Raw genomic sequence first — 26493 nt, forward strand, 5'->3', positions numbered from 1 at the left:
ACTGCAATCAAGAAAAAGCGCGGTTGATTTTAAGAAAGATTTGATGTCAAATGAAAAAGAACGGGTACTTTAATCCCGTTCTCAAATTGAAGATAAAATCACGCTTGGAGCTCATTTTGCTTGTAAATCAAGTAAATAACCTGATATTTAGAGGGTCAAGAAATCTTTGCGTTGAAAATAATTTGTCTACATTCCAAGAAAGTGGAATAGACAGGCATGATAGCTGCGCAATCACCCACAGAAGGCTATCGTTTGGAAGATGGCGTATAGGAAATCAGTTATTGCAAGCATTTGCTTTCGTTGTCCCACTCTTTTCATGAAATATCAGCAATTTTTACCTGCTGCTGTCAGCTCTTTGTTTTGGTCTTGGGTAAAAAGAACTTCGGCTGACTTGGCACTAGGACAAGCAAAACCAAAATAACCACTAAAAAGGTAAACAGTCCCGCACTGCCATTGACCGTAAAGGAATACCAGAAAGGAGACATTCCTTTTGGTGCATAACTTCCCCAAAAGATAAATCCGGCGATGTAATGGCAGACATATCTGGTGAAGGTGGCAGCAAAAGCTCCAATAATGGCATAGGACAAAGCCTTGGACTTGTGTCCCTTTTTAAGAGCCTGCTGAAGGGGATTTTGCATAAAACCGGCAAAACCCATACAAAGAAAAGCAAGGATATATTCTAGAATGACCTGTGAAAAACTGAGATAGTAGACTTTGGCCAAAAGAAAATGCAGCAGACCCCAGAGGAGACCAGATAAAATCCCATATTTAGCGCCTCTTCTTAAGGAAAAGATAATGAGCGGAATGGCTCCAAAGGACGGGGTGAACCAACTGGCAAAATCAGGCAGGAGTGACAGGACCATGGCTAAAGCAGCAGTCAGCGCCGCTTCGACCAGAATGACAGAATTTTTGGACATAAAAAGACCCCTTTATTCAAGGAGTCTGCATGTGTTAATTTCATCAATTAGTCACATCCCCACGCTAGTACTAACTAGATCAGGTCCATAGGATTTTGCAAAAAGCAATCTCAGCTAAGAAGCACTCCTTGTGATATTCTATTAATTACATTATATGACGGGAGCAAAAAGCTGTCAAGTTTATTCATTCACCGGTCCGAATAATTTTTCATAGGTCGCTTTGGTGTCTTTGTTAACAGCAATTTGATTGAGATCCAGTGTGTGTTTAAACCCTTGCAGCTGTCCCTGAGAAGTGTATTGGTGCAGGTCATAGTTTAACTTGGTCTTGGGAACAGCTTCAAAATAGCCTGAGTCGGTGCCGTAAGTTGGTATCCAGATAGCATCAAAGCCCTTGGTAGAGATGCTGTGTTCTTCCATGAAATACGTACCGATATAAATACCGACATTTTCAGCACCGAGGCGTTTCAATTCATCACGGAAAGCCTTAACGCCCTTATTCATGTTAGACATGGTTTTTTCTTCAACATCAAGCCAGTAGAAAGTCGGGTTGTAAGGTGAAGCGTTTTTATAGAAAGTTTTGGCCTCAGCTTTCATTTTCTTGACACTAGTTCCCCGTACATAGGCGTAGACGGCTACAGGAATGCCTCGTTTTTGAAATTCTTCAATATGTGTCTTAAACGATTTATCAACTCCGGAACTGTGAGCGGCGTTGTTTTTCTTTGAGACGCCTGAGCCGCCCTGCACACGAATAATGGCACCTGATATGTTGTTAGACAGGGTATCATAATCAATTTCGCTGGGCAGCTGCCAGCCTGAGATATCGATAATCGGATTAAGAGTAAAAGTGTCTCCATCTGAATTTGTTTTTTGTTTCTTTGCAGTTTGTTCAATTTCAGGAATTGATTTTCGAGCTGCGGCCAACTCTTTTTGCCGCGCACTTTCAGAACGAATATTGCCTAAAATTAACAATAAGGCGAACAAACTGAAGAAAGCCAGAACAAAGACAGGCTTAATTCTTCTTCTCATCTTTCTTATTTTAACGTAAAGTTTGGAAAAAAGCAAAATATGTCTGCTCAGAAGCATCAGATATAGTTATAAATTATAGCAAATCATAATATTTTTATATTTTACAGCTATAGGGGCAGATGATAAAATGAAAGACACTTATCTCTATCTATTTGAGGGGAAAAAATGACAAAAAATATTTTGAACATGTTGGTAGTTTTTTGCGTCCAGAAGCTCTGAAAAAAGCTCGGGAAGAATTTGAAGCTGGAAAAATTTCTAAAGAGCAGCTGCGGGCCACTGAAGATCAGCTGATTAAAGAATTGGTTGACAAGGAGATAGCGGCGGGGCTCGAAAAGGTGACCGACGGTGAATTTCGCCGTGCCTATTGGCATTTGGATTTTTTCTGGGGGTTTCATGGGATAGACCATGTCCAAGCAGCCGAAGGCTACCATTTTCATGATGAGACAACCAAGTCTGACTCGGCTCTGATTGCCGGAAAGATAAGCGGGGAAAACCATCCTTTTGTTGCAGATTACAGGTTCTTATATAATCTAGTGGCCAATAAGGAAAATGTTGAAGCCAAATATACTATTCCGGCGCCGGCACAATTCTATTTTGAATTAATCCGCGACGCTGACCATGTTGCTAAGTTAACTGCGGTTTATCCTGATTTTGCTGAATTACGGCAGGACATAAAAAAGGCTTATCTGACAGTGATAGAAGATCTGTTCAATGCTGGCCTGAGAACACTTCAGGTGGACGACTGCACTTGGGGGACTTTGGTCGATGAGGCCTTTTTGACAGCCTGGGGTGCTCCGCAAAACAAGACTGCTAAACAAGTTAGAGAGGAATTGGCAGATATTTTTCTGACCTTAAATAATGATGTATATCAAAATGTTCCAGCGGGTCTGCAGGTCAATACCCATGTCTGCCGAGGCAACTATCATTCAACATGGGCTTCATCAGGCGGATATGACCCCGTTGCCCATGAGCTATTTGGCGAAGAAGCGGCAAAAATCTACTTTTTAGAATTTGACAGTGAGCGGGCAGGCGGCTTTGAACCTTTAGCAGAATTTAAGGATCCAGATAAGGTGGCGGTTCTTGGCTTGATCACTTCAAAGGATGCTAAGCTTGAAGATAAAGAGGTTGTCATTGCCCGTCTGAAAGAAGCCAGTCAATATTTGCCGCTGGATCAGCTTTGGCTGTCTACTCAGTGCGGTTTTGCCTCGACAGAAGAAGGAAATATCTTGACAGAGGAAGATCAATGGGCTAAATTAGGACTAGTAAAAGAAATTATTGATCAAGTCTGGAGATAATATGCCGCTTAAAAAAATCAGCCGCATTGCAATTTTATCAGCGTTAGCGATTGTTTTGCGAATCGCCTTTGCTGGTTTGCCCAATATTCAGCCTATAACTGCCATCTTTTTAGTATGCGCAGTTTTTTATGGTTTGTGGGAAAGCGTATTGATAATGTCCGTAACAATGCTGGTTACCAGTTTTTTGCTGGGATTCGGACCTTGGGTTTTGGGTCAGATAATAAGTTTTGGCAGTATCCTGTTTCTATGGAAATTCATTTGTTATCCTCTGACAAAATTTTTGCCTTTGAGCAGACTAAACAAGATGATTCTGCAGGCTGTTTTGGCTGGTTTGATGAGCATTATCTACGGCATAATTGTTGATGCTTACTCAGCTTTGCTGTTTGCAGCTCCATTATTTGCTTATATCTTGGCCGGCATGACCTTTAATCTGATGCATGCTGTCTCAACTGTGCTCTTTTACCCCATTATTGTATCAATTTTTAGGAGATTATTATCTGATGAAAAAACTATGTAAATTTTTACTGTTAACCGGACTTGTCTTCCTTTTGACGGCCTGCAGTGACAATGGAAACAGCAGCAGGACTGAGACATCTAAAAACCTTCAGGTCAGGCTGATTGTTAAGACTGGCTCAGATAAAACTGATGAGAAGGTTTCCTTCAAAAAAGGGGATACTGTGATGGATGTGCTGAAAGCTAACTACAAGGTCAAAGAAAAAGGCGGCTTCATCACTGCTATTGACGGCCTGTCTCAGGACGAGAAGGCCGGACGTTACTGGATGTTTGATGTCAATAATAAGTTGGCTCCTAAATCTGCTGATAAGATCAAGGTCAAAGATGGCGATAAGATTGAATTTTACCAGAAAGTCTATAAGGATAAGAATTAAAGCAAGTGCTTGTTCTAATTAATATGTTGTCAGCAGATAAAAGCTGAAGCATCTGTGTTTTTGGCTATGAAAGCGCACCAATACCAGAGAACTCATTTACTTTTTTTCTAAAAGTGATATGATAGAAAATATCAATAAAGAAGGGAATTGCATTTCGTGACAGTCAGTAAATTAGAGAGCAGAAACGATAAAGAGGCTATCGCCGAAGAAATCAGTATTCTTACTGAAGTATTGGATGATGTTACAAAGAAAATGATTGGAAATGATAGTTTTGATAAGATTAATCTCTTAAAAAAATTATCCGTTGAAGAAAAGCATCAGGACTTAGAGGAGGCTATCAAAGGGCTGAATAATAACGAGATGGTTGTTGTTTCACGCTACTTTGCGATTTTGCCGCTTTTGATTAATATCTCTGAAGATGTTAATTTGGCTTATGAGGTTAATTATCAAAACAATAATGATATCAACTATCTTGGAAAGATATCAGCCACTATTGATCTGGTTTCTGAGCAAGACAACGCTCAGGAAATTTTAAAAAATGTTAATGTCGTACCGGTTTTAACAGCCCATCCGACTCAGGTTCAGCGTAAAACCATGCTGGATTTGACCAATCGAATTCATGAACTTTTGCGTAAATACCGTGATATTAAGTCTGGCTCTATTAATAAAGAAAAATGGTATGATGAGCTGCGCCGCTATGTTGAACTGATCATGCAGACAGATATTATCCGCGAGAAAAAACTCAAAGTTACCAATGAGATCACCAATGTCATGGAATACTACAATTCCTCTTTGATCAAGGCTGTTACGAAATTCAGCACCCAATACAAGCATTTGGCTCAGCAAAAGGGAATTGATCTGGATGGAGCAAAACCTATTACCATGGGAATGTGGATCGGCGGCGACCGTGACGGCAATCCTTATGTAACGGCTGAAACTTTAAAAATTTCTGCTCTGGTTCAAAGTGAAGTCATTTTGAACTACTATATCAGCAAACTATCAGACTTATATCGGACGTTCTCCCTGTCTACTAGCCTTTCTGTTATCAGCGAGGCTGTCAAAGAGATGGCAGAACGTTCGTCAGATGTCTCCATTTACCGTGAAAAAGAGCCCTACCGCAAAGCTTTTCACTATATTCAGTCAAGACTGCAAGAAACCTTGGCTTACTTAAAGAAGGGAGACTTTTCGAAAGAACAGGCTGATTCACAAGTTGCTGAAAATCAGCAAATTCGTCCCTATCAAACGGCACAGGAATTTCGGGATGACTTAGAGCTCATCAAGAATTCTCTGCTGGAAAATAACGATTCTGCTTTGGTCAGCGGTGATCTGACTGAAGTGATTCAGGCAGTTGATGTCTTTGGCTTCTTTTTGGCTTCTATTGATATGCGTCAGGATTCAAGTGTCCACGAGGCCTGTGTTGCAGAACTATTAGCATCTGCCAATATTGTTCCTAATTACAGCGATTTATCTGAAGAAGAAAAAATTGAGGTTCTCTTAAAAGAGCTGATTGAAGATCCGCGTACCTTATCTTCAACACATGTTGCAAAATCAGAAGAACTTCAAAAAGAACTAGCTATTTTCAAAACAGCAAGAGAATTAAAGGATGCTCTGGGTGAAGATGTTATTAGGCAGCATATCATTTCGCATACAGAAAGCATTTCTGATATGTTTGAACTGGCGGTCATGCTTAAAGAAGTTGGCTTGGTAGACACGAAAAAAGCGCGTGTTCAAATTGTTCCTCTCTTTGAAACCATTGAAGACTTGGATAATTCTCGGGAAATTATGAAGCAGTATCTTGATTATGATCTTGTCAAAAAATGGATTGCTGCTAATAATGGTTACCAGGAAATTATGCTTGGCTATTCTGATTCTAACAAGGACGGCGGCTACCTGTCTTCAGGCTGGACGCTGTATAAGGCGCAAAATGAATTGACAGAGATTGGTCTGGATAAAGGTGTGAAAATCACTTTCTTCCATGGCCGCGGAGGAACAGTCGGCCGTGGCGGCGGTCCTTCTTATGAAGCTATTACATCACAGCCTTTCGGCTCTATTAAAGACCGCATTCGTTTGACAGAGCAAGGAGAAGTGATTGGCAATAAATACGGTAATAAGGATGTTGCCTATTATAATTTGGAGATGCTGGTATCAGCAACTCTGGACCGCATAGTGACAAGAAGAATTGTTGATGCCGACAATCTGGTTGACTACCGTCTGATTATGGACGAAATCGTAGCAGACAGCAATATCATCTATCGTGATTTAGTTTTTGGCAATGATCATTTCTACGATTATTTCTTTGCAGCCAGTCCGATTCGGGAAGTTTCCAGCTTAAATATCGGTTCACGTCCTGCAGCCCGTAAAACCATTACGGAAATCAGCGGCTTACGTGCCATTCCTTGGGTCTTCTCATGGTCGCAAAACCGGATTATGTTTCCAGGATGGTATGGTGTCGGTTCAGCCTTCAAGCACTTTATTGACAAAGATGAAAAGAATTTAGCTAAGCTGCAAGAAATGTATCAATCTTGGCCTTTCTTCCATTCACTGCTGTCAAATGTTGATATGGTCTTATCAAAGTCAAATATGAATATCGCGTTTGAGTATGCCAAACTGTGTCAGGATGAAGCAACAAAAGAAGTCTTTAATACGATTTTGGACGAATGGCAGCTGACAAAGAACATTATTTTAACTATTGAAAATCATGAGCACCTTTTAGAGGACAATAGCTATCTGCAAGCCAGCCTTGATTCCCGCCTGCCTTATTTCAATGTTTTAAACTATATCCAGATTGAATTGATTAAGCGTCAGCGTCGCGGTGAGCTGGGGGAAAGTTTAGAAAATCTGATTCATATTACCATTAACGGTGTGGCTACCGGCCTGCGTAATTCTGGCTAATATCGAAGTTTTGTTTTGCACAGATACATGTTTGAGATTATTACTTCCAATTGGTCTATCAGTAATGTTTAGCTGCACTGTGATCTAAGCAGGTGTTTGACAGCTTTTCTGCGGCTGGGTATTTATCCGGCTGCCAAGACGCGGTCAGATGGCAAAACAGCATCAATAATATAGAGGCTGGGACATTTTTGTTCCAGCCTTGAACTTTGTATTGAACTACTAGTTTAAAGCAGCAATTAGGAGCAGCTCTTGCGGGCATTGGTCAGCCTAAAATTTTCTTCTGGCAAAACTGCCTAGGTTTTTAGTGTTCATCAACTAGGTGCTAAGGCCAACGGCAACATTGCTTTAACTGTCTGTTGATTTTTATCCACTCTCTTCTTTGTTTTAAATCTAAAAGATGGTATAATGCTAATGTTAGAATTGTAAGGATATTTTGAGGAAAACATATGAAAATTGACAAGCGGCACCTGCTGAATTATTCGATACTGCTGCCTTATTTGATTTTGTCGGTTTTTGGATTGATCATCGTCTATTCAACGACCAGTGCCAACTTAATTCAAAATGGCTTAAATCCCTTTCGCTCGGTTATCAACCAAGGTATTTTTTGGATTATTAGTTTGCTGGCCATTCTTTTTATTTATCGGCTGAAATTAAATTTTTTAAAAAACAGCGGTGTTTTGACTATTGTGATGCTAATAGAAGCCATACTGCTGATTATCGCCCGTTTCTGGACTCAGGAGGTCAACGGAGCGCACGGCTGGATTGTTCTTGGTCCTATTAGCTTTCAGCCGGCAGAGTATTTAAAAATCATCATGGTTTGGTTTCTGGCTTTTACCTTTGCCAGACGGCAGCAGGCCATTGAAGTCTATGATTATCAGGCTTTAACTAAGCGTAAGTGGCTGCCCAAACAGCTAAGTGATTTGAAAGATTGGCGCTTTTATTCTTTGGTTTTAATCTTTTTAGTAGCAGCGCAGCCGGACTTGGGCAATGCAACTATTATCGTTTTGACAGCTATCGTAATGTATTCAGTCAGCGGTGTCGGCTACCGCTGGTTCTCAGCTCTGCTGACCGGCATTGTCGCCTTATCAGCAGTTTTTTTGGGAATTATTAATATGGTTGGTGTCAAAACCATGAGCAAGGTTCCTGTGTTTGGTTATGTAGCCAAACGTTTCAGTGCTTTTTTCAATCCATTTCAGGATGTTACGGACTCGGGGCATCAGCTGGCTAATTCCTATTACGCTATGAGCAATGGCGGCTGGCTGGGCCGCGGTCTGGGGAATTCTATTGAAAAGCGCGGCTATCTTCCGGAAGCTCAGACAGACTTTGTCTTTTCCATTGTTATTGAAGAATTAGGATTGATTGGTGCTAGTTTGATTTTGGCTTTGATTTTCTTTTTGATTTTGAGAATTCTTTTGGTCGGCATCAAAGCTAAAAATCCTTTCAATTCAATGATTGCCTTAGGTGTTGGCGGCATGATGCTTATGCAGGTGTTTGTTAATATCGGCGGTATATCTGGTCTCATTCCTTCAACGGGAGTTACTTTCCCATTCCTGTCGCAGGGTGGGAACAGCCTGCTGGTTCTCTCTGTAGCTATCGGCTTTGTTTTAAATATTGATGCCAATGAGAAACGTGAGGAAATTTATTGGGAAGTAGCAGAGGCAGAGCGCAGCACTGATGATGTCTTTGTAGCATCTCAAGAAGAAATCTACGAAGAATACTACAATGAGTAACAGATTGGATAAAAACTTTAAGAAAAGATTGGACCTGTAGCTTGCAGATCCAATCTTTTTCTTTTTAAAGGCTTGCTGTATCATTGACAGCAGAGACAATGCTAAAGTTCAAGTCAGAAAAAGGTGGAGCTTGTCTCTTTTTAACTCTTTGAAGACTGATTTTAGCATTTCTCAGAAAAAAAGATAGAGACATACATATAAAAAGCTTGCATTTTTAGTGTAATTTGTTAAAATAGTAAGGTAAAGTTAGACTGTATTGCCTACCGTCTATCTATAAAATATATTTTATTGGAGGCTTTTCCCAAAATGGCAAAAGAAAAATACGATCGTAGTAAACCACACGTTAACATTGGTACTATCGGACACGTTGACCATGGTAAAACTACCTTAACTGCAGCTATCACAACTGTACTTGCACGTCGTCTTCCTAGTGCAGTAAACCAACCAAAAGATTATTCATCTATTGATGCTGCTCCTGAAGAACGCGAACGCGGTATCACAATCAACACTGCACACGTTGAGTATGAAACTGAAAAACGTCACTATGCTCACATCGACGCTCCAGGACACGCGGACTATGTTAAAAACATGATCACTGGTGCTGCCCAAATGGATGGTGCTATCCTTGTAGTAGCTTCAACTGATGGACCAATGCCGCAAACTCGTGAACACATCTTGCTTTCACGTCAAGTTGGTGTTAAATACCTTATCGTCTTCATGAACAAGGTTGACTTGGTTGATGATGAAGAATTGCTTGAATTGGTTGAAATGGAAATCCGTGATCTTCTTTCAGAATACGATTTCCCAGGTGATGACATTCCAGTTATCCAAGGTTCAGCCCTTAAAGCTCTTGAAGGTGACACTGAACAAGAAGATGTTATCATGGAATTGATGAAAACAGTTGATGAGTACATCCCAGATCCAGAACGCGATACTGATAAGCCATTGCTTCTTCCAGTCGAAGACGTGTTCTCAATCACTGGACGTGGTACTGTTGCATCAGGACGTATCGACCGTGGTACTGTTAAAGTCAATGACGAAGTTGAAATCGTTGGTATCCGTGATGACATCCAAAAAGCTGTTGTTACTGGTGTTGAAATGTTCCGTAAACAGCTTGACGAAGGTCTTGCTGGTGATAACGTTGGTGTACTTCTTCGTGGTATCCAACGTGATGAAATCGAACGCGGTCAAGTTCTTGCTAAACCAGGTTCAATTCATCCGCATACTAAATTTAAAGGTGAAGTTTACATCCTTACTAAAGAAGAAGGCGGACGTCACACTCCATTCTTCAACAACTACCGTCCACAGTTCTACTTCCGTACAACTGACGTAACTGGTTCAATCGAATTGCCAGCAGGTACTGAAATGGTTATGCCTGGTGATAACGTGACTATCGACGTTGAATTGATCCACCCAATCGCTGTTGAACAAGGTACTACTTTCTCTATTCGTGAAGGTGGACGTACTGTTGGTTCAGGTATCGTTTCAGAAATCGAAGCTTAATCAAAACAATTAAGTTTTCCCAAATAACAATTTAAGTCAGACAACTTATCTTGAAAAGAGTCTCGTAAGAGACTCTTTTTTGCTGTTCTTGCTAAGACAGCAGTATTTTAGCCGTTTTATTGTGAAGATTTTCATAAAATAATCTCTTAATCTTTCAATCACTCTGAATTTGTGGTAAAATAGACAATGTAAATAAAAGAAGAAGAGGTATGTGAAATGTCACGTAAACCATTTATCGCAGGTAACTGGAAAATGAACAAAAACCCTCAAGAAGCACAAGCTTTTGTTGAGGCCATTGCAGGGAAATTGCCTTCTGCTGACTTAGTAGAAGCAGCTATCGCAGCGCCTGCAGTTGATTTGAATGCTTTGCTTTGGTTCGCTAAAGACTCAGAACTTAAGGTTGCTGCACAAAACTGTTACTTTGAAGACGCTGGTGCCTTCACTGGTGAAACTTCTCCAAAAGTATTGTCTGAAATGGGCGTTAACTATGTTGTTATTGGCCACTCAGAACGTCGCGAATACTTCCACGAAACTGATGAAGATATTAATAAAAAAGCAAAAGCAATCTTTGCAAATGGCATGCTTCCTATCATTTGCTGTGGTGAAACGCTTGAAACTTATGAAGCTGGTAAAGCAGCAGAATTTGTAGGTGCTCAAGTATCAGCAGCACTTGCAGGATTGACTGACGAACAAGTTTCATCACTTGTAATCGCATATGAACCAATCTGGGCTATCGGTACTGGTAAATCAGCTAGCCAAGACGATGCACAAAAAATGTGTAAAGTTGTTCGTGACGTTGTTGCCAAAGACTTTGGTCAAGCTGTAGCTGACAAAGTTCGTGTGCAATATGGCGGTTCAGTTAAACCTGAAAACGTTGCTGAATACATGGCTTGTCCTGATGTGGATGGAGCCCTCGTTGGTGGTGCTTCCCTGCAAGCTGACAGTTTCCTCGCTCTTCTTGACTTTGTCAAATAAGCTAAGCGGCTAATCAAAGAGGATATTTTTCTTTCTGCATGCTAGTTTTTAAAAGGGCAGGAAGTTCCTTTCATTTTAAAAACACTGTTGATAAAGATCAGCAGTGTTTTTTTTGTAGGTAGATTTTTAAAAAGGTTTTTAATAGCCTTATTTTATTGACGGCCGAGCAATTTTTTGACTGCTTGGATAGCCTTGTATTTCAGTGGTTTAGGATAGTAGCGGAAGGTTCCCATTTTGCGGACAATGTAACCGTTGAAATTTTGTTTAAAGCGAAGGACACCGTCAGAACCATCAAAATGTCCTGTAATACCAAGAAGGTTGTAAAAAGAAATATCTTGTTTAATAGCTTCAAGCATGACATGTTCTTGCAAGAGAGCAGGAGCATAGAATTTATTAAATTCCGGATAAGATCCTGAAAAGAGGTAGACGGCTTCTTGAGGTGTATAAATGAAGAGACTGCCTGCTAAAATAACATCTTCTTTACCGTATTTATTGATAAATTCCTGAGCTTCTTCCTGGCGGGTTGTAAAAGTATCAAATTGGCTGGATAGTTCGCGCAGCTGATTTTGCTTTTTCTCAGAATGAGGATTTTTTTCTAAATCAGCCTGCAATTTAGTAATTTTATCACCCAGTTTTTTTTGATCCTTTTGCAAATGGTCAAGATAGTCTTCAAAATTAAGACTGGCCACCATAAATTCAGCCTTGTCTCCAAAACTATCGTAAAAATCTTGGTAATAGTCTAGACTTTTATCGCTGTATTCACGGCGATTGGAAGTAGCAGAGGTAATTTCCTTGAAGAGATGCAGCTCATCACGTTTTAGCCGACGAAGCTTAGTACCAAAAGTCTTAGCTTTTTTAACTAAAGGACGTCCCTTTTTACTGAAAGATTTCAGCAGGGTTTGCTCGCTGATATCTGATAAATCTTTGACATAGTGCCAGTCCCCTTCGCCATTAGGATAATCCGTCTGTAAGCCATCAAAGTGATAGTCTAGATCAGTCAGTTGAGTGATGAGGTTCTTTTGCTCTGCACTGGTCGCCTGACCATCGCTGTCAAAGGTTTGATAGGTATCATAAGGTTTGATAACCAATTCCAAAGCCCCTTGTTCTTTGACATAATTCCTTAAATCTCGGTAAAAATCACTTAGATGATCGGCAGCAGTGATGACAGGACCGCAGTTAATTTCAAAATAACGGCCGCCGGTCATTGGCATGCTGTATAAAATAGCTGAAATTTCAATTGTTTCTTGTTCTTTCCAAGCAACATAGTCAATATCATAGCCTCTTTTAGCAAGAAGCTTAGCCATTTCCAAAGTCTGCATGAAAGACTTCCGATGGGTTTGCTGAATATGGTCTGCAAAATCATGTTTTGAAATGCTTTGTAAGGACATCAGTGCTTGCTCCTTTGTTTTTTGCGTAGTGTATAAGCGATATTGGCCAATTTGTAGAGCGGACTGACAGGCAGATTAAATTCACCGATGAATTCTTCGATTTCCGGCTTAAATTTTGACTTGAAGCTGTACAGGCCGCCTGATAAGTCATTTTCGATACCGCCCATATTCTGCCATTTGCTGCCTCTTTCAAAGGCGTGGTTAGCTGTTGCAAACCAAGTATAGATAGCAGCTTGATAGCGACGGAATTCTTCATCCATACCAGCATAGACATTTTCGGATGTTCCGCCGAATTCCAGAGACAGTGTTCCCGAAAGAGGGACAGTATCCTTACCTTGGGATAAATGCTCTTGAAGAAAGGTGATTTCATCATTGAGGCGTTCGATTTCTTTTTTAGTGTTATCAATTTTACTTGCTTTAACCTTATCGCCAAATTTAGCCAAGTTATCTTGAGCTTTTTCTCGCTGATTTTCCAAATCGGCAAGTCTTTCTTTCAAATTAAGGCTGGCCAGAGTAATGAAAGACTGTTTGGGATAATTGTCTAAGAGCTTGCGATAATAGTCAATGCCTCTGAGATGAATACTTTTGCGATCCTCCGTTTTTTTCATTAAATTAGCAAAATCTTCTAGAAGTTCATAACTGCCAAAGCGAAGAGTAAGACCCTTGTTTTTGGCCGTGCGGATGGATTGCCGTATTTTCTTAGATAAATTGGCTTCAGAAAAATCTTTTGCGTAGATATTGGCTTGAAAACGCGGCTGAATGGTTTCTCCCATATCAGCTGTCTGCCCCAGCCATTCACAGCCTGAATTTTTCAAATTAGCAATGATATCCTGGGCTTGCGGATTGGCGATGTCTTCCTCATCAATTTGATGATGATTGAGCAAAATAAAAGGGTCAAATTTAATGAATAAGGCACGTTTTCTTTTGGCAAATCTTTTCAAAGAGCTTAAAACAAAGTTTACTAAGTCTTTGTTCTGATAGTCCATAACGGGACCTCTTGGAATGTAAAACATTGTCATACCAAGGGGTAAAGGTCTGATTAAGATAGAAGCAGAGGCTACAAGTTTATCATTGTGATAAAAGCCAATGCGTTCATTTCCCCATTCATTTTTGACTTTTGCCCAAGCACTGCTTTGCAGTAAATTGGTTTGATTGCTGTTTTTGATAAAATTATCGTGTTCTTCTCTCGAAATTCCGATTTTATATGTGTACATTAGTCTAATACCCACTTTTTAATTGCATAGGCGACACCGCTGTCGTCGTTTGATTTGGTAATATATTTAGCTATTTTTTTAAGTTCAGGAATACCATTTTCCATAACAACAGGGTTTCCTACCGCTTCAAGCATGGTACGGTCGTTTTCTTCATCACCGATTGCCATGGTCTCGTCTTTGCTGAGCCCCAGTTTTTGTGCTAAATGAGCAACAGCAGTTCCTTTGCTGACTTTTTTATTCATGAGTTCTAGGTAAAAAGGACGTGATCTAACGATGGTATAATGCTGATAAAAGCTGTCTGGAATATTGGCAATAGCTGTGGCTAAAATATCCGGCTCATCGATCATCATGATTTTGACGATTTCTTTATCGACCATCTCTTCAGGAGTGCGGTAATAGACCGGCATGTTGACCAGGCTGGCTTCGTGAACAGTATATTTGCCGATATTGCGGTTGGCTGTATAAATGCCTTCCTTGGTAATAGCATGCATGTGTACGCCCAATTTACGACTGAGCAGCTCAATATCAAGATAATCGTCATAGGCCAGGGGCTCTTTAACAAGTGCCTCCCCCGTAGCAGTATCCTGTACCAAGCCGCCGTTAAAGGTAATAACGTAATCACCATGGTTTCTGAGATTGAGTTCTTCTAATAAGTTTGTCACGCCAGCGATAGGGCGTCCGGTAGCAATAACAATTTTGACCCCTTCTTTCTTAGCTTCCTGAATGGCTGCAAAGACATCCGGTGTTATTTCGCGTTTATTGTTGAGCAGAGTGCCGTCAATATCAACAGCGACTAATTTAATTGACATAAATTTTCCTAATTTCTAAATACAATGTTATACAGTCTATCTTACTAAAAATCAAGCTATTTGTCATGCTGATAGGAGGAATTTATCCTCAGCGTAAGCAGCAGACAGGCAATATTTGAATTTAGTTCCTTTAAAGGAGAGCAAAGAGTAAAATAAGAATTCTTCATTTAGTTTGGCCTGTCAGGCAGAGTCAGATGTTTGTTTTTGATATAGCTGGCAAAAGTTTCTTTGGCTTCAGCAAACAAATCATCTTTAATCAGCATCTCTTTTGGAAAATAGAAGCGCCGATCGCCGTGTATGGTTCCGGATAAGGTATGAACAAGAGGCGAAAGGGTAGACAGCTCGGCGATAGAGCCGTCTTCCTGCAACATTTCAATTTGGGTCCGTGGATTTTTGACGTCTGGCTTGTAAACATCATAAGGCAGATCAAAATTCAGATGGACAGCAGTGTAGTAATCGGGATCAAAACCAAGTGATTGGACAATATCTCTTAGTTTATCCAGCTCACAAAGTTTATCCTCATCAAAAGTAATGGATTTGAAAACCTTTCGGTTAACAAAGCGGCTGGCCAGATTGGCCAGTATCTTATCGCCGCTATTCATCCATGTCTGAAAATAGGTATTCATCACACCGTCATCTAGGCTGAGATAGTCTCCCAGAGTAACTGCATTCTCAAAAAAGGGAACGAGATGAGGCGATGTAATAGTAAAGAATTCTTTTTCTCTCGGATAGAGATACTTGGCTCGCTTGAGAAGATTTTGCAGGAGGACTTCCATGGCCCGGCTAGCAGGATGAAAATAAACCTGCATATACATTTGATAGCGGCTGATGATGTAATCTTCGACAGCATGCATGCCGTCTCGTGAAAAGGCAATGCCGTTTTCAATCGGACGGATAACCCGCAGGATTCGAGTCAGGTCAAAGGCTCCGTAACTGGCACCGGTAAAATAGGAATCCCGTAAGAGGTAGTCCATACGGTCAACATCAATTTGACTGGAAATCAGCTGCTCAACTTGCTTATTTGGATAGGTGTGGTTGATGACACTGGCTACCTTATCAGGGAAATCAAAGGATACCTGCCGCAAAATCCGGTTAATTTCTGTTTCCGGACTTAAAATAATCTGCTGGGTGATAGCTTCGTGATCTGTATTAAAAAGTCTTTCAAAAGTATGCGAATAAGCTCCGTGGCCGATATCATGAAGAAGTGCCGCAGCCATCGTCAGCAGCGATTCATCCTTATTCCAGATGTCTGGATACTTTTTGTCAAAAATATTAGTGACACGCCTGGCCAGATAGTAAACACCCAGACAATGCGAAAAGCGGCTGTGTTCAGCACCATGGAAGGTAAAGCTGGATGATCCCAGCTGTTTGATGCGGCGCAGCCGTTGAAATTCTTTGCTGTTGATGAGATCGTAAATGACCTCATTTTCTACAGGAATGTAATTGTGAACAGGATCGCGAAATACTTTTTCAATCATAGTTCCATTATAACAAAATTTGTTAGAGATGCCTGTTTTCTAAGTGATAGCAGGATAAAAATTTCTTTTTGTATTTACGGATTTCCCAATTTGCATTATAATGAATGAATGACAAATAATTTAATACTCCATGTCATTCAGCTGCTCTTATTTACCCTGATTATAGGGATTATGGGAACTATTTTATGGCATGCTAAAAAACATCAAATTAACTTAAAAGAAAAATTTTTAACAGGCTTTTGGATTGGCTATCTGACTGACTTGCTTGATACTCTGGGAATCGGAACTTTCGCCACGACAACGACCCTGTTTAAGGCGACAAAACTAGTCGAAGATGATCGCAAAATCCCGGCTACCATGTCAACAGCACATGTGATTCCTGTTTTGGTAGAAGCTCTTTGTTTTGTAACCATTGTTAAGGTGGACATTACAACCTTGGTCTGCATGGCCGCAGCTTCCTTTACCGGAGCTTTTGTCGGCAGCCGCATTACCAAGAATTGGAACACCCGGCAGGTTCAGCGCGTCTTGGGGATTTTGCTGATTATCGCAGCTTTAGTAATGGTCTACCGAATGCTGACCAATCCGGGAGCCGGTATTTCGTCTGATGTGCGCGGTTTAAAGGGCATATGGCTTTTGATTGGTATTGTTTTTGATTTTATCATTGGTATGCTGATGACTATGGGGCTTGGCAATTATGCACCAGAGCTGATTTTCTTTTCCCTGATGGGCATCAATCCTTCCATTGCTCTGCCGGTTATGATGCTAGATGCCGCTATGATTTTAACCGCCAGTTCTATGGAATTTATCAAGTCTGACCGCGTGCATTGGCCTGGGACGATGGGGATTATCATCGGAGGTATTCTTGGCGTTTTGACCGCAGCTTTTTTCCTCAGCAGCCTAGATATTAACAATCTTAAAATTTTAGTTGTTTTCATTGCTCTTTTTACCGGCGGAACTCTGCTGCGCTCTTCCATTATCAAAAGATAAGTGGGGCAAAGAACGATGAAAAAGATTTACATTACAGGAGATAGTATGCAGCTTTATTTACGAAATCAAATTAATGTAGACGGTCAAGCAGAAGTTATTGAACAGTCCTATCCTGTTGAGGTAACTGAAAAAAATGGTTTTTCTTATCTGGTCTTTACAAATGAGGAAGATGAGAAAGTTATTATGAAGTGCAGTGATGAAGAGCTTGCTGTGACGCGCTTTTCCAGTCCTAAATCTACTATGCGTTTTCATAAGGACAAAAAAGCCCTAGCCAGTCTCCCTACGCCTGTAGGAATCCAGCACTTCATAACAGAAACCAGTTTGTTTAAAGTAGAGCAGCAGTCTGTTCAGATTGATTATGTTTTAAAAAATTCAGATCCGGAGTCAGAAGAAATTTTTGCTGAATATCAATTAGAGATGACGTGGGGTTAGAAAATAAAGTGCTTCTTCTTCGGGAAAACAAAGAGTTTGGAAACTCTTTGTTTTTTTATTAGACTTGTTCGAAAACGGATAGTCAATAGAAATCAAAAAACGAATGCTAATAACTTGCGATGGTCTTATTACAGGATTCATTCGTTTTTTGATTTCATTCTGATTGTTCAGAATATGCAGAGGAGATTCAACAAACTCACTTACTCTGCTATAACAGGCTGACTGTAAAAATGAAATATCAGAGAAGATTAGGGTGCCCTTTATTACTGATGGGAGAGAATTTTGCATCTATCCATGAGGCAATAATATTTAGGAGATCAAGAAGACTAAAAACGTTTCAAAAAGAAACTGAAAAGAAATAATAGGATAAATGAGTGAACTTTATTTTTTTATGTTTCATTTTGTTTCGTATTTGCTTATAAAAATCTTCTAAACGAATATCAAAATAGTTATAATTAGGATTATTAAAAACAAGAAATCCCCCTTTAGGGTAAAGGAGAATCACACATGAAAACTATTGAGCTAAAAGGAATTATTACTCCCATTTTAACGCCAATGCGAGATGACGAGTCAATAAATTTAGATGAACTGCGAAATCAAATTGAACGTCTAATTGAGGGCGGCGTACATGGAATTTTTCCGTTTGGAACAAATGGAGAAGGTTACATTTTAAGCTATGAAGAAAAGCTTGAAGTGTTGAAAGCTACCATTGAACAAGTTAAGGGAAGGGTTCCTGTTTATGCTGGTACAGGATGCATTTCTACTAAAGAGACTATCCAATTAAGCAAGGCTGCACAGGAGTTGGGAGCAGATGTTTTATCTATTATCACACCAAGTTTTGCTCTTGCTTCACAAAAGGAACTTTATAATCACTATGCAGCAGTTGCCAAAGAGGTTGACTTACCAATTGTTTTATATAATATTCCAGCACGGACAGGAAATAAACTTCTGCCTGAGACAGTTGAAAAATTGGCTCATGATGTTGATAATATCATCGGTGCAAAGGATTCCAGCGGTGATTGGGAGAATCTCAAAGAATATATCCACAGAACAAAAAAATTGGATAAGAAATTCTTTGTACTATCTGGAAATGATGCTTTGATTCTGTCAGCTTTAAAAGAAGGTGGAACAGGAGGCATTGCGGGCTGTTCAAATGTTTACCCGCATGTTCTTTCATCAATTTACGATCTTTTCCAAGAAGGAAAAGTTGAAGAAGCCCAGCAAGCTCAGGACTCTATTGCTGATTTTAGAGCTGTTTTCCAATATGGCAACCCAAATACTGTCGTAAAAACGGCTGTAAAATTATTAGGCTATCCAGTTGGCGACTGCCGTCGTCCATTCAATTATTTACCAGAAGAAGGGATAACTGCTTTAAAAACTGTTTTAGCAGCTAATAAAGAAAAAGGGATGAATTAATCTAAGAGCAAATAGAGGAGGATAATTATGACAACTCAAATGATTATTGCGCTAGCAATTACTGTCTTTATGATTATTTTAATTATGAGAGACAGATTGCCATTTGGAGCTCCGCCGCTTATTGCTTTGCTTTTGTTGGTTGTGACAGGGGTGTCCGATATTAAAGGTGCTTTTGCAGGCTTTGCCAATTCAACAATCATGATGCTTGCTGCTTTTATGGCTATCATTGCTGCCTTGCAGAAGACAAGCTTTATTTCAAAATTTAAAATAGCCATGTTTAATATGGCTAAAAAAGGTGGCTATAAAGCCTATATTCTATTAATCGTCATCGTCATGCTGGGGACCAGTTTATTTGGTACAGGCTCTACAGCTTATTATGTTTTAGTCATTGGGTTCCTATCTGCTCTGCCTGAAAATAAAGCGCTTGCTCCATCTAAGGTTTTGATGCCTGCAGGCTTTGCTGCTAATCACCCTTTGGTGCCATTTAATACAGCCTTACAATATGGGATTACTGTTGCTGTGCTGGATGCTGCTGGAGCGGCCACTAATGTTAACTTAGTAAAATTTTCAATTGTAAATCTTATTCTTTCTTTAGGTTTCCTTGCATGGTCAATTCTGGCTTATAAGTTTTTACCAGAACATCCAATATCTAAGGACTCTTCAGATAATGAAGCAGATCAAAGAGAGAAAACGCATCTGACTAAAAAACAAGAGCTCGTAACTTACTTGTCTTTTGCACTTGCTGTAGTTGGAATGGTTTCACAAAGTTATATAGGTGATGCTGGGTATGCTTTGACGGGTATTGCGGTTATTCCAATCTTCTTAGTAGGTGTCCTAGATTTTAAGGAAATCAGAGATGCTATCAGCGCACCGATAATTATTATGTCAGCTGGTGTTATTGGTGTGGCAGACGCTTTGGGGGGCACTGGCCTTACAGAAATGGTCGGGAAATCTGTAGCTGGTATGCTTGGATCTAATATCAATCCTTTCTTATTGATATTTGCCTTCTGTATTTTAACCAGTTTATTAGCCACCTTGACTGGCTCCACGATTGGCACTGTCTATGTATTTGCGCCATTAGCTATTGCAACTTGTTTAAAACTTGGATTTGATCCGACTGCTGCGGCAACAGCTATTGTCATTTCTGGCTGGTGCGGTCATTTCTTACCTGTAGACGGGATGCCGGCTCTAATTATGGGTACAGGGAATTACACAATGGTTGAATTTTGGAAATTTACTATCCCTCAATACTTTATTCGTTTATTTGCACTTACAGCAGGAGCCTTGCTCTTATTCCCAGTTTAATATTTACGAGGTTTTATCATGAAAAATACATTTGAGTTGGCCCACATTGGGATTAACACAGAATCTGAAGAACAAGCATTAGAACTAGCTAAATTATTAAGTTTAATGTTTAACTTAGAACCTAGACATGGCATGAAGTCAGAATTTGCCGGTGGTTATTTTGAATGCCTCAAGAGTCCGTACCTAGGCAAAAATGGTCATGTTGCTATGATTACTGCAGATGTAGAATCTGCTGTTAAAGAATTAAAGGAAAAAGGATTTAACTTTTTAGAGGATACAATTCAGTTGACTGAAGATGGCAAGTTAAAAAATATTTATATTGATGGTGAATTTGGTGGATTTGCTATTCATATTTTAAGAAAATAAGATGAATGACAAAAAGGTTTTAGGCATAACCTAAAACCTTTTATTTCATTTTGAGATAGCGCCAAAGTGTCGTTCGGCTAATACCTAATTGTTTTGCAGTTTTTGTTTGATTTCCTTTATTGTATTCAAGAACAGCGCGTACAATATCTTGACTGTAATCAAAGAGAGTCTTTTCTTCGATAATTACCGGTTCAGATTCTTTTGAATCATTTGAGCTTAGCTGCAGATGATTTTGATGTCTGCGTTCCTCGGATAGAACTTCTATTACTGCATTTTCTAAAATATAGTAAGAATTAGCAGATAGTATTAGCTTTTTAATGACTCTTTCTAACTGATAAAAATTACCAGTCCATTGAAATTTCTGAAGAGTGTGCATGGCCTGAGGTTCAAAACCGATAACCTGCGTGTGGCATTCAATATTGGCTTTATTAAGCAGAAGGGTAATAATGCTTGCTAATTCTGTATGGCGTTCAGATAAAGAAGAGGAATAGAGGCTGGCACAGTTAAGTTCCTGCATAATTTCCTTAAAAATCAGCTTATCGGGATCTGCTTTTTTTGTTGTATAGGTGAATATAATATTTTGTCTTTGCAATAAGCTGCTGCTTTTTATAAGTTCTAAAAGTTTGCGCAGATCCTCTAAAGACAGCTGTTCGCAATGCTGAAAGAGAAGGGTATTATCAGAATAAAGTAAAGGAGAGTTGCTGGTGTGGCTGAGATATTTCCACAGACGTTCACCAAACAATTTACAATTTATACTGATAAGATTTGCTGTATGGTATTGAAATTTCAGGAAACAGGAATAGGCAAGGCTTGTTTTTGTCGTCCCTTCTTCTCCAAAAATTATCATAGCATTATAATGCTTTAGAAGCTGGGACATGAGAACTAGATTTTTCTCTTGAATAAAAGAAGCAAAAAGCAATTTCTGAGATATTTTGTCTTCAATTTCTGAGCGATTGCTGAATGTGACACCAAATTGCTGGTGAATTAAAGGAGGGGTTACCATTTTTAGTTCACAATGATAATAACGCTGTTCATTGAGGGTTAAAATATTGCATCTAACCTGGTACGTTTGTCCTTTGTGTGTATGGTAGAGCTGTTGGTTATCCAGATGTTTTTGCTTTTTTAGAAAACGAATTAAAGTATGGGTGAGCTTTGCTGAGAGATTAGAGGAGATAGGTTTGAAGTCTTGGCTTAAGACTAGTGTTGCCAGCGCTTGCTTTGAGAGTACCTCTTGAAGTACATTTCGCTGAGTTTCTATTTTTTGTATGTATTTGGTAAATGTTATAGCCTGTTTATAAGCAGTTTTGATGCTTTCCAATCCAGAAGTAATTAAAATTGTATTTAATGAAAGTCTAAGAGCTGTATGGTTAGTGATAGCATCACAAAGAACCAATTCACAGCCTTCTTCTTTGAGTTTGATTAGGGTATCTGCAGTCTGCTCAGGCTGATCAATCGTGATAATTTTGATATTATATTGCAGAACATTACAGATAAGGTGAGCATTTTTAGTAATGCTTTCATAGCCAACAATTGCTATGTTTTGGCTGTAATTGTAAGCTAATTTAATACTGCTCAAAATGTCATAAACGGAAATTGAAACATCAATTACAGGTATATCAACAGCATCCTGAATAAGATGGGCTGTACCTCCGCGAGAGATGATAGCATCATAATTATGAGCTAATTGTATAGCTAAGTCTCTTCCTTCCTGCAAGTTCGCATTGAACACATCTATAGACAATGAATCAAACTGCTGGGCAACCAGATTCATAGAGTGATTTAATTCTTCATAAGGAGCAATACCAAGTAAGCGAATAGGTTTCATAACAGCCTCCTGTTTCATTTGTAAACTATTATATAAATGTTCTGAAAAAAAATCAATATTCTTTACGATGATTCAAAAAGAGACAATTATTTTTTTTGAAACCTAGTATTTTTTTCTTACAAAGTATAAACTAGGACTATAAATAATCAAAGGAGGTGTTGCAGTGATACAGCTGTTAGTTTTAGCTGATGATTTTACGGGTGCCCTTGACACAGGAGTTCAGTTTTCAAGTCAAGGGATCAATACATTAGTAACGACCAATCAATCAGTAAACTATACCAGTTTAGAGGATGAAGTAGAAGTACTGGTCATTAATACAGAAAGCCGCTATCTGTCCTTTGAAGATGCCTATCAGCTAGTTAGCAAAATTTTATCTGATGCTAAAAATTATGGTATCCCTTATTTTTATAAAAAAGTGGACTCGGCTCTTAGAGGAAATATCAGCAGTGAGATAAAAGCACTTTTAGACCAATTTCCGGAGAAAAAAGCAGCAATGGTTCCTGCCTACCCTTCTATTAAGCGAGTGATTCGGGGAGGAAAACTGTACATTGATGAAGTTCCGGTTTCAGACAGTGTTTTTGCTAAAGATCCTTATGAACCTGTAACTGAAAGCGACATTGCCAAGCGTCTCAATCAAGAGGCTGGTATTGAAACATCACTGGTAAGCAGCCAATCATTCTTGAAAGCTAAACAGCATTTGCTTTTATTTGACAGTGAAACCGAAGAAGAGGTAGAAGAAATTGCAGCTAACCTCCATCAGCAGAACCAACTGTCAGTCACTATCGGCTGTGCAGGCTTTGCCAAGTATCTGGTTAAGCAGCTTTTTCCTAAAAAGGAAGTTTTAAGACCGCAGCTTACTAAACCACTACTTGTTATCTGTGGCTCAGTTAATCCGATTACTAGACAGCAGATTGAATACGCTCAAGAAAAACACTATTTGCGTATTTCCTTAAGTTCTCAGGAATTATTGGAAGAAAATTACTGGCAGAGCGACAGCGGCCAAGATAAATTAGGGACCTATTTAGAAAACATCTTACAAAGTGAACTAGCTATTATTGAAACACTGGATGAAAAAACCAGCCATGACATTGTAGTCTATGCTCAAGCACAAGGCTTAGATAGAAATGCCATTCGTTTTAAAATCGGCCAGTCTCTGGGAGAACTCACGGAGCAGCTTTTAGAGAAAGAGTTGGTCCGAACCTTTCTTTTTACAGGCGGCGACACACTATATCAGTCGATGCAGGTATTGCACATTGACCAGATAAAACCGCTATGTGAACTCAGTGCAGGAGTCGTTTTAGCCGAATTAACTTGGAAAGATAAGGTGATTCAAGTCATCACAAAATCCGGTGGTTTTGGACATCGGGAATTATTTGAAGATATCAATAAAATGGTACAAAAGGAGGAAAACCATGTTAACTGATTACAGTTTGAAAATGCCTAAAAATGTATTGGCTGGAGAACATGCCTTGGAAGAAATAAAGACTGTTATCCCAGCTGCTACAAAAAAAATTGTGATTTTCACCGATAAGGGAATTATCAAGGCCGGTTTAGTTAAACTGCTTGAGGAAGTTTTGATAGATTTAGGTTTCCCCTACATAATCGTATCAGACATTCCTGCAGAACCAACTTATGATCAAGTGCAGCAAGTAGTTGATCAGTTTAAAGCCGAAAAAGCTGATTTTATCATTGCAATTGGTGGCGGCTCAGCCATGGACTCCGCTAAACTGGCCTCTATTCTTTCGACAGATAACTACGGTGTTAAGGATTTACTGGACAATCCACTTTTGGCTAAAAAGCAAGTAGCTAGTTTATTGATTCCAACAACTGCAGGGACTGGCTCTGAAGCAACTCCTAATGCTATCGTATCTGTTCCGGAGAAAAACCTTAAAATTGGCATTGTCAATGCAGAAATGATTCCAGATTTTGTTGTTTTAGATGCTCGTTTTATTAGAAATCTGCCAGCACGCATTGCAGCGGCCCCTAGTGTAGATGCAATGTGCCATGCCATTGAATGTTTCACTTCAAAAAAACGCAATCCTTTTTCAAATTCATTTGCCTTAGAAGCATTTGACTTGATTTTTAACAACATTGTGGAAGCAACTCTGAATCCAGATGCTATGGAAGCTAAGAAGAAAATGCTGATTGCAGCTTTCTACGCTGGCGTTGCCATTACAGCTTCTGGTACAACGGCTATTCATGCCTTGTCTTATCCATTGGGCGGTAAATACCATATTGCACACGGTGTCTCTAATGCTATTCTTTTAATGCCAGTCATGAAATTTAATGAGCCAGCTATCAAGGAATACTTGGCAGAAGCTTATGACCGTGTTGTTCATAATGGCGATAAATCGCTTTCTGTTAGTGAGAAATCTCGGTACATCATTCAGGAAATGGATCGGATTGTTGAAGTTCTCCAAATTCCAAAAAGTCTGACAGAATTTGGTGTTCCAAAAAGTGATTTGGAAGAATTGGTCGCTTCTGGTATGGAAGTTCAGCGGCTGCTGGTGAACAATATGCGTCCAGTGACAGCAGATGATGCCCGTGAAATTTATCAGCAAGTTCTGTAAAAAAGAGCGAAATAAGGAGGGAAAGATGTCTAAGAAAATTATTGGTATTACCATGGGAGATCCTGCTGGAATTGGGCCTGAGATTTCAATAAAGGCATTTAATAAGCCTGAGCTGTATGAACGCTGTCAGCCGCTTTTGGTTGGTGATGCTTCTGTTTTGACTTATTATTTAAAGAAACACCCTGAACTTAACTTAGCGGTTAATCTTATCCAAAATCCTAAAGACGGTAAATATGAGTATGGCACGATTGATTTAATTGATCTGGGTGTTGTTGATATGGCTGATTTTGAGATTGGTCAAGTCTCAACAACTGGCGGTGATGCTGCTTTTCAATATGTTAAAAAGGTTATTGAATTGGCTTTGGCTAAGGAAATTGATGCGACCGTTACTAATCCGCTCAACAAAGAAGCCATGAATGCAGCAGGTCACCATTATGCCGGTCATACTGAAATCTATGCGGATCTGACTGGAACAGATAAATACACGATGATGCTGGCAGACGGCAATCTTCGTGTTGTCCATGTTTCAACCCATGTGTCACTGCGTGAAGCTTGTGACCGTGCGACTAAGGAACGTGTTTTGGATGTTATTCGCATTGCTGATAAGGCTTGTAAGAATCTTGGCATTAAAAATCCAAGAGTTGCCGTGGCGGGTCTTAATCCTCATTGCGGTGAAAATGGACTTTTTGGTCGTGAAGAAATCGAACAGATCAATCCAGCTGTTAAGGCAGCTAAAGATGAGGGCATCAATGTGGAAGGGAGTCTCCCGGCAGATACGCTTTTCTCTAAAGCTAACGGCGGCATGTATGATATTGTTGTAGCTATGTATCATGATCAAGGGCATATTCCTTTGAAATTGCTTGGTTTTGTCTATGATCAAGAAAAGGGTTCCTGGCAGGCTGTTCAAGGTGTCAATATCACACTGGGATTGCCGATTATCCGTGCTTCTGTGGATCACGGAACAGCTTTTGATCAGGCAGGGAACTGGATGACTAGTGAGCTGAGCCTTGAGAATGCCATTGATTATGCCATTCGTTTATCAGAAAATTCATAAGATAAGAAGAGGTTTGGTACAATCTTGGATTGTGCTGAACACCTAGAAAATAGGTTGCTCTTTTACTTAAAATAGATCTGTCCTTGGAAGTGATAAATGCCCATAAGAATGATTGGGGAATTGGTTAGCATTATGCTTTTGATTGGCGGTTTTACTTTCTTGCGTTCTGGACAGACAAGCCGCTGGTAAAATCACAGTTTAAGGTGTATCGAAACTTTACTGATGTGCAGGTTGCTTTAGAAAGTGCTGAGTATGCGCGCTTGAAACTTGTCCAATTTAAATGTAGCTATTACTTACAAGGCCGAACGAGATATGGAAAAATATTCAGCAGCAACAGATCATTTGATGAAATGAGCCGGTATGTTTGTTTTCCGTGGAATGATCATAAAGCCGTTTTCATGTAAATGAGTCCTTAAGCTTTACA

22 protein-coding genes and 1 riboswitch are annotated in these 26493 nt (G+C 39.6%); of the genes, 15 read left to right on the top strand and 7 right to left on the bottom strand.

Annotated elements, in window-relative coordinates; translation table 11 throughout:
• Positions 1–347: 347 nt before the first annotated feature.
• A complete protein-coding gene (gene thiT / locus SRA_RS03000; protein ID WP_003087511.1) occupies positions 348–917 on the bottom strand; it encodes an energy-coupled thiamine transporter ThiT in 570 nt (189 codons plus the stop codon).
• 39 nt (positions 918–956) lie between these two features.
• A riboswitch (TPP riboswitch) is annotated at positions 957–1056 on the bottom strand.
• 41 nt (positions 1057–1097) lie between these two features.
• Entirely contained in the window at positions 1098–1943 is an 846-nt protein-coding gene (locus SRA_RS03005; RefSeq protein WP_003087513.1) for a glycoside hydrolase family 25 protein, read from the bottom strand.
• A 152-nt stretch (positions 1944–2095) separates the two neighbouring features.
• On the opposite strand from SRA_RS03005, the gene SRA_RS03010 reads away from it, so the two are divergent.
• The 7 genes from SRA_RS03010 (at position 2096) to tpiA (ending at position 11225) form a co-directional block, all read left to right on the top strand.
• Positions 2096–3238 carry a 5-methyltetrahydropteroyltriglutamate--homocysteine S-methyltransferase gene (locus SRA_RS03010; protein ID WP_003087515.1) on the top strand — a complete coding sequence of 381 codons (1143 nt, stop codon included), beginning with the start codon at positions 2096–2098 and terminating at the stop codon, positions 3236–3238.
• Position 3239: 1 nt separating this feature from the next.
• The gene (locus SRA_RS03015) at positions 3240–3755 is read left to right on the top strand and encodes an ECF transporter S component (RefSeq protein ID WP_003090430.1); all 516 of its coding nucleotides are present in this window, start codon (positions 3240–3242) and stop codon (positions 3753–3755) included.
• Positions 3739–4125, top strand: coding sequence for a DUF4430 domain-containing protein (locus tag SRA_RS03020; protein ID WP_003087519.1), 387 nt, complete (start codon positions 3739–3741; stop codon positions 4123–4125). Before SRA_RS03015 ends, SRA_RS03020 begins: the two co-directional genes overlap by 17 nt.
• Positions 4126–4281: 156 nt before the next feature.
• Complete coding sequence (gene ppc, locus SRA_RS03025) at positions 4282–7017, top strand: phosphoenolpyruvate carboxylase (RefSeq protein WP_003087521.1); 2736 nt, start codon at positions 4282–4284, stop codon at positions 7015–7017.
• A 446-nt stretch (positions 7018–7463) separates the two neighbouring features.
• Positions 7464–8747 (top strand): cell division peptidoglycan polymerase FtsW, encoded by a 1284-nt coding sequence (ftsW, locus tag SRA_RS03030; protein ID WP_003087523.1) that lies wholly within the window; start codon positions 7464–7466, stop codon positions 8745–8747.
• A 306-nt stretch (positions 8748–9053) separates the two neighbouring features.
• Positions 9054–10250, top strand: coding sequence for an elongation factor Tu (gene tuf, locus SRA_RS03035; protein ID WP_003087525.1), 1197 nt, complete (start codon positions 9054–9056; stop codon positions 10248–10250).
• 216 nt (positions 10251–10466) lie between these two features.
• Entirely contained in the window at positions 10467–11225 is a 759-nt protein-coding gene (gene tpiA / locus SRA_RS03040; protein WP_003087526.1) for a triose-phosphate isomerase, read from the top strand.
• A gap of 152 nt (positions 11226–11377) precedes the next feature.
• Here the strand turns inward: tpiA and SRA_RS03045 are convergent, their stop codons facing one another.
• From SRA_RS03045 to SRA_RS03060, 4 genes are all read right to left on the bottom strand, one after another.
• Entirely contained in the window at positions 11378–12613 is a 1236-nt protein-coding gene (locus SRA_RS03045) for an aminoacyltransferase (protein ID WP_003087528.1), read from the bottom strand.
• Entirely contained in the window at positions 12613–13827 is a 1215-nt protein-coding gene (locus SRA_RS03050; RefSeq protein ID WP_003087530.1) for an aminoacyltransferase, read from the bottom strand. Before SRA_RS03050 ends, SRA_RS03045 begins: the two co-directional genes overlap by 1 nt.
• The gene (gene yidA, locus SRA_RS03055; RefSeq protein WP_003087533.1) at positions 13827–14636 is read right to left on the bottom strand and encodes a sugar-phosphatase; all 810 of its coding nucleotides are present in this window, start codon (positions 14634–14636) and stop codon (positions 13827–13829) included. Before yidA ends, SRA_RS03050 begins: the two co-directional genes overlap by 1 nt.
• Positions 14637–14803: 167 nt before the next feature.
• The gene (locus SRA_RS03060; RefSeq protein ID WP_003087535.1) at positions 14804–16114 is read right to left on the bottom strand and encodes an HD domain-containing protein; all 1311 of its coding nucleotides are present in this window, start codon (positions 16112–16114) and stop codon (positions 14804–14806) included.
• 108 nt (positions 16115–16222) lie between these two features.
• On the opposite strand from SRA_RS03060, the gene SRA_RS03065 reads away from it, so the two are divergent.
• The 5 genes from SRA_RS03065 to SRA_RS03085 all read left to right on the top strand — a co-directional run bounded on the left by SRA_RS03065 (position 16223) and on the right by SRA_RS03085 (position 20620).
• Positions 16223–17101 carry a TSUP family transporter gene (locus SRA_RS03065; protein ID WP_003087536.1) on the top strand — a complete coding sequence of 293 codons (879 nt, stop codon included), beginning with the start codon at positions 16223–16225 and terminating at the stop codon, positions 17099–17101.
• Positions 17102–17146: 45 nt separating this feature from the next.
• The gene (locus SRA_RS03070) at positions 17147–17533 is read left to right on the top strand and encodes a YwiB family protein (RefSeq protein ID WP_003087538.1); all 387 of its coding nucleotides are present in this window, start codon (positions 17147–17149) and stop codon (positions 17531–17533) included.
• 507 nt (positions 17534–18040) lie between these two features.
• On the top strand, positions 18041–18949 hold the full coding sequence (gene dapA / locus SRA_RS03075) for a 4-hydroxy-tetrahydrodipicolinate synthase (protein ID WP_003087540.1): 909 nt from the start codon (positions 18041–18043) through the stop codon (positions 18947–18949).
• 27 nt (positions 18950–18976) lie between these two features.
• On the top strand, positions 18977–20254 hold the full coding sequence (locus SRA_RS03080) for an SLC13 family permease (RefSeq protein ID WP_003087541.1): 1278 nt from the start codon (positions 18977–18979) through the stop codon (positions 20252–20254).
• Between the two features lie 18 nt (positions 20255–20272).
• Positions 20273–20620, top strand: a complete 348-nt coding sequence (locus SRA_RS03085; protein ID WP_003087543.1) for a hypothetical protein — start codon at positions 20273–20275, stop codon at positions 20618–20620.
• Between the two features lie 40 nt (positions 20621–20660).
• Here SRA_RS03085 and SRA_RS03090 read toward each other — a convergent pair whose 3' ends face one another.
• Positions 20661–22445, bottom strand: a complete 1785-nt coding sequence (locus SRA_RS03090; RefSeq protein WP_003087545.1) for a sigma-54-dependent transcriptional regulator — start codon at positions 22443–22445, stop codon at positions 20661–20663.
• Between the two features lie 163 nt (positions 22446–22608).
• Between SRA_RS03090 and SRA_RS03095 the strand changes: the two genes are divergently transcribed.
• From SRA_RS03095 to pdxA, 3 genes are read left to right on the top strand one after another with little or no spacing between them, the layout of a single operon-like run.
• Complete coding sequence (locus SRA_RS03095; RefSeq protein WP_003087547.1) at positions 22609–23868, top strand: four-carbon acid sugar kinase family protein; 1260 nt, start codon at positions 22609–22611, stop codon at positions 23866–23868.
• Positions 23858–25015 (top strand): iron-containing alcohol dehydrogenase, encoded by a 1158-nt coding sequence (locus tag SRA_RS03100; protein WP_003087549.1) that lies wholly within the window; start codon positions 23858–23860, stop codon positions 25013–25015. The genes SRA_RS03095 and SRA_RS03100 overlap by 11 nt, the downstream gene beginning before the upstream one ends.
• A gap of 25 nt (positions 25016–25040) precedes the next feature.
• Positions 25041–26069 carry a 4-hydroxythreonine-4-phosphate dehydrogenase PdxA gene (pdxA, locus tag SRA_RS03105; protein ID WP_003087551.1) on the top strand — a complete coding sequence of 343 codons (1029 nt, stop codon included), beginning with the start codon at positions 25041–25043 and terminating at the stop codon, positions 26067–26069.
• Positions 26070–26493 lie beyond the last annotated feature (424 nt).

Origin of the sequence: Streptococcus ratti FA-1 = DSM 20564 (assembly GCF_000286075.1) — a bacterium.
Taxonomy (GTDB): domain Bacteria; phylum Bacillota; class Bacilli; order Lactobacillales; family Streptococcaceae; genus Streptococcus; species Streptococcus ratti.

Excerpts from the sequence above, each read along its gene's own strand:
- thiT (WP_003087511.1), bottom strand. The coding sequence starts at position 917 with ATGTCCAAAAATTCTGTCATTCTGGTCGAAGCGGCGCTGACTGCTGCT.
- SRA_RS03005 (WP_003087513.1), bottom strand. The coding sequence starts at position 1,943 with ATGAGAAGAAGAATTAAGCCTGTCTTTGTTCTGGCTTTCTTCAGTTTG.
- SRA_RS03015 (WP_003090430.1), top strand. The coding sequence starts at position 3,240 with ATGCCGCTTAAAAAAATCAGCCGCATTGCAATTTTATCAGCGTTAGCG.
- SRA_RS03020 (WP_003087519.1), top strand. The coding sequence starts at position 3,739 with ATGAAAAAACTATGTAAATTTTTACTGTTAACCGGACTTGTCTTCCTT.
- ftsW (WP_003087523.1), top strand. The coding sequence starts at position 7,464 with ATGAAAATTGACAAGCGGCACCTGCTGAATTATTCGATACTGCTGCCT.
- tuf (WP_003087525.1), top strand. The coding sequence starts at position 9,054 with ATGGCAAAAGAAAAATACGATCGTAGTAAACCACACGTTAACATTGGT.
- tpiA (WP_003087526.1), top strand. The coding sequence starts at position 10,467 with ATGTCACGTAAACCATTTATCGCAGGTAACTGGAAAATGAACAAAAAC.
- SRA_RS03045 (WP_003087528.1), bottom strand. The coding sequence starts at position 12,613 with ATGTCCTTACAAAGCATTTCAAAACATGATTTTGCAGACCATATTCAG.
- SRA_RS03050 (WP_003087530.1), bottom strand. The coding sequence starts at position 13,827 with ATGTACACATATAAAATCGGAATTTCGAGAGAAGAACACGATAATTTT.
- yidA (WP_003087533.1), bottom strand. The coding sequence starts at position 14,636 with ATGTCAATTAAATTAGTCGCTGTTGATATTGACGGCACTCTGCTCAAC.
- SRA_RS03060 (WP_003087535.1), bottom strand. The coding sequence starts at position 16,114 with ATGATTGAAAAAGTATTTCGCGATCCTGTTCACAATTACATTCCTGTA.
- SRA_RS03065 (WP_003087536.1), top strand. The coding sequence starts at position 16,223 with ATGACAAATAATTTAATACTCCATGTCATTCAGCTGCTCTTATTTACC.
- SRA_RS03070 (WP_003087538.1), top strand. The coding sequence starts at position 17,147 with ATGCAGCTTTATTTACGAAATCAAATTAATGTAGACGGTCAAGCAGAA.
- dapA (WP_003087540.1), top strand. The coding sequence starts at position 18,041 with ATGAAAACTATTGAGCTAAAAGGAATTATTACTCCCATTTTAACGCCA.
- SRA_RS03080 (WP_003087541.1), top strand. The coding sequence starts at position 18,977 with ATGACAACTCAAATGATTATTGCGCTAGCAATTACTGTCTTTATGATT.
- SRA_RS03085 (WP_003087543.1), top strand. The coding sequence starts at position 20,273 with ATGAAAAATACATTTGAGTTGGCCCACATTGGGATTAACACAGAATCT.
- SRA_RS03090 (WP_003087545.1), bottom strand. The coding sequence starts at position 22,445 with ATGAAACCTATTCGCTTACTTGGTATTGCTCCTTATGAAGAATTAAAT.
- SRA_RS03100 (WP_003087549.1), top strand. The coding sequence starts at position 23,858 with ATGTTAACTGATTACAGTTTGAAAATGCCTAAAAATGTATTGGCTGGA.
- pdxA (WP_003087551.1), top strand. The coding sequence starts at position 25,041 with ATGTCTAAGAAAATTATTGGTATTACCATGGGAGATCCTGCTGGAATT.